Origin of the sequence: Archangium lansingense (assembly GCF_026626635.1) — a bacterium.
Lineage (GTDB): Bacteria > Myxococcota > Myxococcia > Myxococcales > Myxococcaceae > Archangium > Archangium lansingense.
Genome location: NZ_JAPNKA010000001.1, coordinates 12932501 through 12942500, shown reverse-complemented (window position 1 = coordinate 12942500; position 10000 = coordinate 12932501). Strand labels below are relative to the sequence as shown.

The following is a 10000-nucleotide window of genomic DNA, read 5'->3' as shown; positions in this document are numbered from 1 at the left end:
GAACCAGGGGAAGTGAAACATCTCAGTACCCTGAGGAAAAGAAAACAATGAGTGATTCCCGGAGTAGTGGCGAGCGAAACGGGAACAGCCTAAACCAGTGTCACGCAAGTGGCACTGGGGTTGCGGGTCCGCGGTAGGACCTTTGCCGGTTAGCGGAAGCACCTGGAAAGGTGCACCAAAGAGAGTGACAGTCTCGTACGCGAAAACTGGTGGAGGCCGAGCGGGGTACCCAAGTAGGGCGGGACACGTGCAATCCTGCCTGAATCAGCCGGGACCATCCGGTAAGGCTAAATACTCCTTGGCGACCGATAGTGGACAAGTACCGCGAGGGAAAGGTGAAAAGAACCCCGGTGAGGGGAATGAAAAGAACCTGAAACCGCATGTCTACAAGCAGTCCGAGCACTACGGGGCAACCCAGTGCGAGGGCGTACCTTTTGCATCATGATTCGGCGACTTAATGTACGTAGCGAGGCTAAGCCGATAGGTGGAGCCGGAGCGAAAGCGAGTCCTAAATGGGCGACTACAGTTGCGTGCATTATAACCCGAAGCGGGGTGATCTACACATGGCCAGGTTGAAGTGAGGGTAACACCTCATGGAGGACCGAACTCATGAAAGTTGAAAATTTCTGGGATGAGCTGTGTGTAGGGGTGAAAGGCCAATCAAACTCCGTGATAGCTGGTTCTCCCCGAAAGATATTTAGGTATCGTCTTGGGTAATTCAATACTGGAGGTAGAGCACTGGAACGGCTAGGGGTCTCACCAGATTACCAAACCGTACCAAACTCCGAATGCCAGTAATTGTTAGCCCGGGAAGCAGTCAGTGGGTGATAACGTCCATTGGCAAGAGGGGAATAACCCAGACCGACAGCTAAGGCCCCCAAGTCTAGTCTAAGTGAACACTAGAAAGGATGTGGCAGGTCATTGACAACCAGGAGGTTGGCTTAGAAGCAGCCATCCTTTAAAGAAAGCGTAATAGCTCACTGGTCGAGACAGGCCGCGCCGAAAATGTAACGGGGCTCAAGACTAGCGCCGAAGCTTCGGATTGCATGCGTCAGGCGCATGCAGTGGTAGGGGAGCGTTGCAACTACGGCGAAGGTAGACCGCAAGGGCTGCTGGAGTGGTTGCGAGTGCTGATGCCGAAATGAGTAGCGATAAAGGGGGTGAGAAACCCCCTCGCCGTAAACCCAAGGTTTCCTGGGTCAAGTTAATCTTCCCAGGGTTAGCCGGAACCTAAGCTGAGGCCGAAAGGCGTAGGTGATGGAAAGCAGGTTAATATTCCTGCGCCATCTTGTAGACGTTGAACCGAGGAAGGACGGAGAAAGCTAGACGAGCTGGCCGGTGGTTGTGCCAGTCCAAAGGCGTAGGGGTGTCGCGTACGATGAAAAGGCGCGGCAGCTATCCCCGAGACCCCATGGCGTCCCGCAAGGGATTAGTCGTTGATGCTCGGCTTCCAAGAAAAGTTCCGCGGGGAGTCTACAGGGTGTCCGTACCGCAAACCGACACAGGTGGGTGAGGAGAAAATCCTAAGGCGCTTGAGAGAACTCTCCTCCAAGGAACTAGGCAAATTTCCACCGTAACTTCGGAAGAAGGTGGGCCTCTGGTAGGTGTAGGCGTACAGCCGAAGCCGAGAGAGGTTGCAGAGAAATGGCGGTAGCGACTGTTTACCAAAAACACAGGACTCTGCGAAGGCAAGAAGCCGACGTATAGGGTCTGACTCCTGCCCGGTGCTGGAAGGTTAAGGGGATTCGTCAGCCGCAAGGCGAAGCGATGATCCGAAGCCCCAGTAAACGGCGGCCGTAACTATAACGGTCCTAAGGTAGCGAAATTCCTTGTCGGGTAAGTTCCGACCTGCACGAATGGAGTAACGACTTCCGCACTGTCTCGGAGAGGGACTCAGCGAAATTGAAATAGCTGTGCCGATGCAGTTTACCCGCAGCAAGACGGAAAGACCCCGTGAACCTTTACTACAACTTGACAGTGACACTAGGGTTCGACTGTGTAGGATAGGTGGGAGCCTTTGAAGCCGGGCCGCTAGGTTCGGTGGAGGCAACGGTGAAATACCACCCTGTCGGATTCTGGTGTCTAACCACGCCCCCTTAACGGGAGCTGGGACACTGTCTGGTGGGTAGTTTGACTGGGGCGGTCGCCTCCCAAAACGTAACGGAGGCGCGCGATGGTTCCCTCAGCCCGATTGGAAACCGGGCGTCGAGTGCAATGGCATAAGGGAGCTTGACTGCGAGACCGACAGGTCGAGCAGGTGCGAAAGCAGGTCATAGTGATCCGGTGGTCCTGAATGGAAGGGCCATCGCTCAACGGATAAAAGGTACTCCGGGGATAACAGGCTTATCTCCCCCAAGAGTTCACATCGACGGGGAGGTTTGGCACCTCGATGTCGGCTCATCGCATCCTGGGGCTGGAGCAGGTCCCAAGGGTTTGGCTGTTCGCCAATTAAAGCGGTACGCGAGCTGGGTTCAAAACGTCGTGAGACAGTTTGGTCCCTATCTGCTGTGGGCGTAGGATACTTGAGAGGCTCTGACCTTAGTACGAGAGGACCGGGTTGGAGACACCGCTGGTGTACCAGTTGTCTCGCCAGAGGCATCGCTGGGTAGCCATGTGTCGATTGGATAACCGCTGAAAGCATCTAAGCGGGAAACCGACCTCAAGAACAGGTATCCCGGGCGCAAGCCCCTGAAGACCCGTCGAAGACTACGACGTTGATAGGCCGGGTGTGTAAGCGCGGTAACGCGTTGAGCTAACCGGTACTAATTGGTCGTGAGGCTTACTATACCTCAATCTCTCACAGGCTCCACCCCACCAGGGGAGAGCTGAGGGATTCGAGTCCAAGGTCGAGGCCCCGAGCGCGCTCCAAAGAGAGCGGCGCCGGCCCGGAAGAAGGCACAAGCTTCTCTAAAGCAGAATTGAAAACTACCCTTTGTATGCACGAGTCACTCAGTTTCCGGTGGCAATGTCGGAGGGGTCCCACCCGTTCCCATCCCGAACACGGAAGTTAAGCCCTCCAGAGCCGATGGTACTCCGCGGGAAACCGCGCGGGAGAGTAGGTCGCTGCCGGATTTTTTTTGAAGGCCCCGAGTCCTCACAACACGTGAGAACTCGGGGCCTTCGCCTTTGCGGGCTACCCTCCGACCTGGCGCTCGAACTGCCCGCCGGCTCCTGGCCTTTGGGCAAGCTCGGAGCAAGAGCACTCGGCGGTGGTGATGCCGCTACGTCGCGATCGGCACGGCGATAGAGCCCAAAGAGGACGCAGCGGGCGACCGTGCGCAGCTAAAGCGTGCTCTGGTCTCGGGCAATTGAGGCGATGAGAGTGCGTGGCCCGATTATTCCCAATGCGTCTATCGCTACCTGGGTGGTGTATGTGCGCCTGGAACCCGCGCACCCGTTCAGTTTGCGACTCGGGGATCAGGTAGCAGGGTGGGGCGGCACGTCTTTTATTCATGCGCGTGGCCACGAGCCATCCATTTGCTCCTGCGTCCGTTGGAAGCTCGTGTCGAGCGTCCTGCTGTGCCGCGGCCCCGCATCGATCGGGAGGCTCTACCACTGTGGCTGTCTCGGAGGATGCGTTGGCGAGTCCGAGGCACTCGTGCGTACTGCCCTGGCGGACAGCGCGGCCGAGCTCTCAGACGTGACCGCTCGCAACCTGTGAGCGCTGACATTCGAGGTGCACTACACCGCCACCGGGGGCGTGTCGCCGATGCGCTTGCACATCACACGCGTGCGAGCTGATCATATTGGCGAGCTGAGGAAGCCCTCATGGTGGGCTCAACCTTCCAGACGCACGAGAAGTTATCCGGGATGAGCTCTTCCCGGATGTGGACCTCGCGCTGTGCCGTGGTTGAAATATCGGTCGCGATGATGGCTCGGCGTACGGCTTCCTCGTCGATGCGTTCGAGCACCTCGAGCCCTTCAACCGATGCCTTGATTTGAGTTCGATACGGTGGGAGAGCGCGAGGTTTTGCTCCAGCGGTTGTCGAGAGGCTCCTTGGTACGGAATCGCTGGAGGGCTCCTCAATCAGCAGCGCAAGAAGCTCGACGAGCGTGTCGCGGCTGAGATGGTCCGCCTGGTTGCGGACGCGCTTCGCAAGCTCTCGGAGAGCGGGCTCGTGGAGTTCGCTGACGATGCGCGCCTGAAGCCGCAGTACGTAGTCGGAGGGCGCTTGTCTGTACCTATGCAACGGAGCGGAAGAGGGCGGCAGAAGAGAAGTAAGTACTCGCCCGAGCCCGTCGGTGACGTAAGCGCAGAGGCGTGAGCATGTCCGTCGCCACCAAGGAGGCGGAAGCGATGGATATGAAGGAGCAGGCAGAGAAGTTCCGGCGACAGGTACTGGAGCGAGGAGAAGTGGGCCCGCGTACGCGCTACACGCAGGAGCAGAGACAGGAAGCGGTGGCGTACATGCGAGCCCGCCAGCAAGAAGGGGCGAGCAGGGAGGATGCGGCGAAGGAGTTGGGCGTGAGCAGTTGGACGCTCAGCCGCTGGGGCAGCGCAGCCCGCCGAGCCACCCAGGAGGAGCCGGCGCGGAGCGCGCTGGTAGCTGTAGAGGTGAAGGCCGCGCGCACTGAGGCCAGAAGAGGGGGGCTGGTGGTGCACGGGCCCGGAGGGGTACGGGTGGAGGGATTGTCCCTCGAGGACGCAGTGGCATTGCGTTGCAGCTGCGTTTGCAGGAGTTGGAACGGCAGCTCGCGCAGCGCACCGGCGAGCTGTTTGGCCGCTCCAGCGAGAAGCGCCCCCAGCGCGAGCAGGACGAGGGGAACAAACCCGAGCCGCCCACGCACGGCCACGGCCCGCGCGCCCAGCCCACGCTGCCGGCGCTGGAGGTGGAGCACACGCTGGAGGAGTCCGACAAGCAGTGTCCCAAGTGCGGCGGGACGCTGGCGGAGATGAAGGGCGAGATTCTGGGGGGAGACGAGACGCGCTGGCACGCCTGGGCGCTGTGCGCCCCTGACGCCGTGGTGTACCGGATACAGGAGGGCCGGGACACCGAGGCCGCGCGCAACATGCTCCAGGACTTTGGCGGAATCCTCATGGTGGATGGGCTGAGCACCTACGAGAGCGCCGCCGCGGGCTCCGGGGGAAAGCTGACCCTGGTGAACTGCTGGATGCACGCGCGGCGCAAGTACGTGGAGTGCGTGGAGGCCTTCCCCCAGGCTGAAGAGGCGCTGGAGATGATTGCCGGGCTGTACGCGGTGGAGCGCGAGTACAAGGAGGGAGCCGAGAGCCTGGAGCGTCTGCTGGAGCTGCGACAGCACAAGAGCCGTCCCCTCATCGAGCGGCTGCACCCGTGGGCGTGCGAGCACGCGCATTGCCCCAGTCGGCGCTGGGCCAGGCAATCAAATACATGAGCAACCGGTGGACGGGGCTGACGCGGTTTCTGACGGACCCTCGGGTGCCGCTGGACAATAGGGCCACCGAGCGCGCCATACGCGGGCTGGCGCTGGGGCGCAAGAACCACTACGGCAGCCGGAGTCGGCGCGGCACCGAGGTGGCGGCCCTCTACTACAGCCTGATGGAGACGGTGTTGGCGTTCACGAGGAAGCGCGGAAATTTGGACCGGGAAGCCGGAGGTGTGCCGGGGGTCCGGCATCCCGGTCCGAGGAGAGGCTCAGCGCTTGGACTTCGCCTTCCTGGTCGTCGCGGCCTCCTCGGCCTCGCGGCGGCGGTAGCTCTCGCCTTCGATAGCGAGGACGTCCGCGTGGTGGATGACGCGGTCAATCAGCGCGGTGGCGCACGCGGCGTTGGGAAAAATGGTCGGCCAGTCCGAAAACGCCAGATTCGTGGTCATCACCAATGAGCGTTGTTCATACCTGCGCGCCACGACTTGAAAGAGGAGGTCCGCGTTGCGCGCGTCGTAGGCGAGGTAGCCCATCTCGTCGATGACGAGCAGGCTGGTGCGGCTGGTGTAGTGGCGCAGGCGGCGGTCCAATGCGCGGCTGGTGTCCTGGGCACCCAGGTCGAGCAGCAACTGGGAGGCGGTGACGAAGAGAGCGGAGTGCCCCTTGAGGACGGCCTGGTGGGCGATGTTCTGCGCGATCATCGTCTTGCCCAGTCCCTGAGGGGCGACAATGACGACGTTGCGCGCGCGCTCCAGGAAATCCAGGCGCAAGGCGGACTCGACGGCCTCGCGGTCAATCTTCTTGGGCCATCCCCAGTCGTAGTCCGCCATGGGCTTGAAGCGGCCAAGGCGGCTGCGAGACAGGCGCCGCTCGAGACTTCTGCGGCCGCGTTCCTTCTGCTCCTCGTCGGCCAGGTGCTCCAGCATCTCGGTAGCGCCCCACCTGGCCTTGGTGGCGCGGGCGATGAGGTCCGCGAGGCCCTGGGAGGTGGCGTGCAGCCCGAGGGAGGCCAGGCGGTCAGCGAGTGGAGTCGTCATCGGCGGAGTCCTTGTTAAGGAGGCGGTCATAGTCGGCGAGGGAGTGGGGGCGGGTGCGGGAGGCGGCGATGCGCGGGTCATCCGGCAGCACCACGGTGAGTGGTGGAGGCTGACGCTGGCGGCGAGCGCGCTGCTCCAGGAGGTGGGCCACGGCGGGGGCGCTCACCGCCCCCTTGCGCAGGGCCTCGGCGAGGGCCTCATCCAGGGCACGTGCGCCGTGGAGCGTAAGTAACTTCAGCAACTGCGCCGTGTGGTGTGACAGCGAGACATCGCGCTGAGCGAGGGCAGCGAGGAAGCCCTCCGCCTGCTGGCAGGAGGCGCGCAGCAAGTCCCGGCCGCGCAGCTCGTGCGCGCGGGCCTTGGCGTCGGCGAGAGCGGCGAGGTGGCCGGGCTGCTCCAGGGTGCGGCCCTTCTCGAAGCAGCGCGGGTGGGAGGCCACCTCCTGGGAGCCGTCCAGCACGCGCACGCGTGTCTCGGAGGCCACGAGGGTGAGGGGCTTCTTCACCAGGGTGTGTGGAATGGAGTAGTCGTTGGAGTCAAAGCGCACGTAGGGCGTCTTGCCGGAGGCGACGGGGCGCACCACGTCCGTGGGAAACGGGTGTGCGGGCAGGGGCAGCAGCCGCGGGCGTTCCTCCTCGAGGGCCGTGGCGACGGTGCGCCCGGTGACGTCGCCGGGCAATTGGCGCGCGTGGGCCACCTCGGCCGCCCACCGCGCCGCTTGCGCGTTGAGGTCATCCACGCCGCTAAAGGTGCGCGCGGCGAAGAAGGAGTCGCGCAGGTAGCGGATGGTGCGCTCCACCTTGCCCTTCTCGTTGCCGCGGTAGGGGGCGCAGGGCTTGGGTGCGAAGTGGTAGTGGCCAGCCAATTCCAGCAGGCGCGGGTGGAAGCGGATGGCGTCTCCGGCGCGCTCGAGCACCACGGACTTCAAGTTGTCGTACAGCAGCGCGCGCGGCACGCCCCCCAGCGCCTGGAAGGCCAGCACGTGGCCCTTGAGGAAGCTCTCCAGCGTCATGTCGAGGAAGAAGCGCGCATAGAGGGCGCGGCTGTGGCCCAGCACCATGACGAAGCAGCACAGAGGGCGGCGCGTGTTACCCACGGGCAGCGTGCCGAAGTGCCCCCAATCCACCTGGGCCTCCTCGCCCGCAAGCGTGCTGCGGCGCAGGAAGGCCTCGGCGCGAGAGGTGGGACGCACCGTGCGCACGTAGCGGCGCACCTGGAGCGGGCCACCCACGTAGCCGCGCGCCTTCACCATGTGGAAGAGGCGCATGGCGGTGAGGCGTGGGTGGGCCTCCAGGGTGGCTTGGATGAAGCCCTTGTAGGCATCCAGCAGCGTGGGCCTGACGGACTTCACCCCCGTGCCGCTGACGCGCTCGAGCGTCAGGGCGCGCCGGACGGTGTCGTGGTGCACGCTCAGCTCGGAGCAGATGGTGCCCACCTTCCAGTGCTCGGCGAAGTGCAGTCGGCGGATGCGGGCGGCGAGTTCGGGGGAAATCATGGGCCCACCTCACGGCGGACGGGCAGCCCTGAAGCGCCGGCCCACGTGGGTGCGCGCAAGTGTGGTGTGGCGCAGGAAGGGACTCTGACGCCCGCACGAGGTGCAGGCGGGGATGGAGGGCGGCGGTGCATGCGGCAGTGGCCTCGCTGCGCTCGGCTCCGCGGCCACCTGCGTGGCGGCCGGGGCCGGCGCGACGGGCACACTGGCTGTCCGCGCCACGGCAGCGGGAGACTGATGCGTCACTTTCTCTCGCCGCCGCTCCCGCCAGGCCGCCTGCCGCGCGGCATGCGCGTGCCGTCCGTCCCGGGTGCGCTGGTAGCGCGCACCAGCCGCGCGCATTGACTCCGCCCGCGCCCTTCGACTGCACGGCGGCCCGCAGTAGCGCTGGCCACGGTCGCACGCAGAGCAGAGGAAGAACACCTGCCGACACTCGGGCCGGCCGCACACCACGAAGCGCAGCGCCTCCACGACACTCCTGCGCGCGCCGGCTTCTGGCGCCGCGCCCCGGAGTGCGCTACCTCTTCCTCACCGGCTCGCCCCTCTCGCACACCAGGGCGCGCCTCCAAGGAGGGCCCTCCAGCCGCTACTGGTGGGCCTTCCGTCTTTTCAGGACGCGCGCGACCGTGGACTCCACCGGCGCACTCTCCCCCCCTCAACTTCTCGGCCGCACCCATCGCTGGGAGTAGTCTTGAAGTCAGGCAACCCCCGGCGACCCATGACCAGGAACCTGCGCTTCCTGGTGACCATCAACAGACGGCGAAGCTGTGCGGGGTGGACCCCAAGCGCTACCTGCGAGAGGCCGCGCTGGCGGCCCTGCGCGGGGAAGCGATTCCCCTGCCCAACCAGCTCGCGCAGCCCGCCGCGGGCTGACGCGCCACGGCACTCATTCCCACCTGTCTTGAGCTGACCGGGCGCCGCGCTGGCTGTCGCACCGCGGTGAGCGCTCCCTCATGCCCCGCGCTCGTCGTCAAGCTCCTCGACCACGGGGCTCGGCGAGCATTTACCGAGCTCATCGCGCTCCTTGAGCGTGGCTGGTCCGCGTGGCGCGAAAGCCTCACGGAGCTGACATCACACGGCCTTCACCATCTCAGGTGGGCTGGGTCGGCTTCTCGACTCATGCCAAGCCGAGGGCATCCCCAGACTCGGCTCGCCGCACCCCATTCCAAGGCCACGGACGCCAGGCGTGCGGCATTCGGGGATTGATGCGACCCACGATGGACCGTGCGGCTGCGCCCTCCTGCCCGTGCACTCGCCGCAGCGACGTCAACCTGACCGCCGTCGCGAGTATGCTCGGCGACTTCGCCATCCCGGAGCGGGTCTTTGTGGACGGCATCTCGATGGTGCTCTCCGAGCCGTGCTGCTTTGTCGAGCACCTTGGTGACCTGCCCGCCCAGCATGAGCGGTTGTTCGCCCACGTTTCAGGCTGGGATACCGCGACCGTTGCCCATCTACTCCTGCTGTCGCGTGCGCGCCCGTTGTTCATTTCGGAGACATCGAGTCTCGAAGCAGAGAGCGCAGAGCTAGAGGTGTTGAGTCCTTCTGAAGGGGGAAAGAGGCGGCAGCCGGGTCGTGGCGATGCTTGTGTACAGGCTCGTCGGTTCAGAGTGCCTTGGAGGCATCCGTCCGAGCCCCCGGTCCTTCGGGTGCTTATCGAGCGAACCTGGGTAGAAAGGAAGAGGGCGGGGACTTATGGCGACTACCGCTTAACGGCTCGAGCTCAAGCTGAATGCTGCGACTGTAGCGCCTGCTCGAGGCTCCCCGAGCTCTACGAGCTCTACTGAGGTGGAGCGGGAGTTGGGAGGCGTGGCTGAGAAGGTTGACGCCAGTGGGGCGCGGCAGGGCAGTCGGGGCCGCCGAGTGCCACGTGCGCCAGGCGGAACCTGAGGGAAGATGAAGTCGAAGAAGCGTGTTGACTCCCGACGCGGCGGTGGTAGAAGCCGCGCCCCTCCACAGGGGGAAGTCGCGCTGGTGACGACTCCAGGTGGGAGGAATACGGAGTCGGCAGTACGGGGTTGACTCTGAACGCGGTGGTGATAGAAGCCGCGGCCCCTCGGACGGAAAGGCGAAGTCGCACTGGCGACGGAGGCCCCGGACGAAGAAGTGAAAGACGAAATACGAAGTC

At 64.0% G+C, this 10000-nt stretch carries 5 protein-coding genes, 2 rRNA genes and 1 pseudogene (1 of these 8 only partly in view); 4 read left to right on the top strand and 4 right to left on the bottom strand.

Annotation, left to right across the window (positions count from 1 at the left end):
• Both OV287_RS52100 and rrf read left to right on the top strand, forming a co-directional pair.
• Positions 1–2787, top strand: a 23S ribosomal RNA gene (locus OV287_RS52100) (it extends 182 nt beyond the left edge of the window).
• Between the two features lie 168 nt (positions 2788–2955).
• Positions 2956–3072, top strand: a 5S ribosomal RNA gene (rrf, locus tag OV287_RS52095).
• Between the two features lie 650 nt (positions 3073–3722).
• On the opposite strand, the gene OV287_RS52090 is transcribed toward rrf, so the two are convergent.
• Positions 3723–3911, bottom strand: coding sequence for a hypothetical protein (locus tag OV287_RS52090; protein WP_267541564.1), 189 nt, complete (start codon positions 3909–3911; stop codon positions 3723–3725).
• A 356-nt stretch (positions 3912–4267) separates the two neighbouring features.
• Between OV287_RS52090 and OV287_RS56665 the strand changes: the two genes are divergently transcribed.
• Both OV287_RS56665 and OV287_RS52085 read left to right on the top strand, forming a co-directional pair.
• Entirely contained in the window at positions 4268–4897 is a 630-nt protein-coding gene (locus OV287_RS56665; protein WP_373371892.1) for a transposase, read from the top strand.
• Positions 4894–5435 (top strand): annotated as a pseudogene (locus OV287_RS52085) (IS66 family transposase); the annotation flags it as partial. The gene OV287_RS56665 and the pseudogene OV287_RS52085, both read left to right, overlap by 4 nt.
• A 180-nt stretch (positions 5436–5615) precedes the next feature.
• Here the strand turns inward: OV287_RS52085 and istB are convergent.
• Genes istB through OV287_RS52070 form a run of 3 tightly spaced genes read right to left on the bottom strand, consistent with a single transcriptional unit; the run spans position 5616 to position 8217 of the window.
• Positions 5616–6383 (bottom strand): IS21-like element helper ATPase IstB, encoded by a 768-nt coding sequence (gene istB, locus OV287_RS52080; RefSeq protein ID WP_267537744.1) that lies wholly within the window; start codon positions 6381–6383, stop codon positions 5616–5618.
• The gene (gene istA / locus OV287_RS52075; RefSeq protein ID WP_267541562.1) at positions 6364–7878 is read right to left on the bottom strand and encodes an IS21 family transposase; all 1515 of its coding nucleotides are present in this window, start codon (positions 7876–7878) and stop codon (positions 6364–6366) included. Before istA ends, istB begins: the two co-directional genes overlap by 20 nt.
• A 9-nt stretch (positions 7879–7887) precedes the next feature.
• Positions 7888–8217: a hypothetical protein gene (locus OV287_RS52070; protein WP_267535216.1), complete on the bottom strand. Its 330-nt coding sequence runs from the start codon at positions 8215–8217 to the stop codon at positions 7888–7890.
• Positions 8218–10000: the final 1783 nt, after the last annotated feature.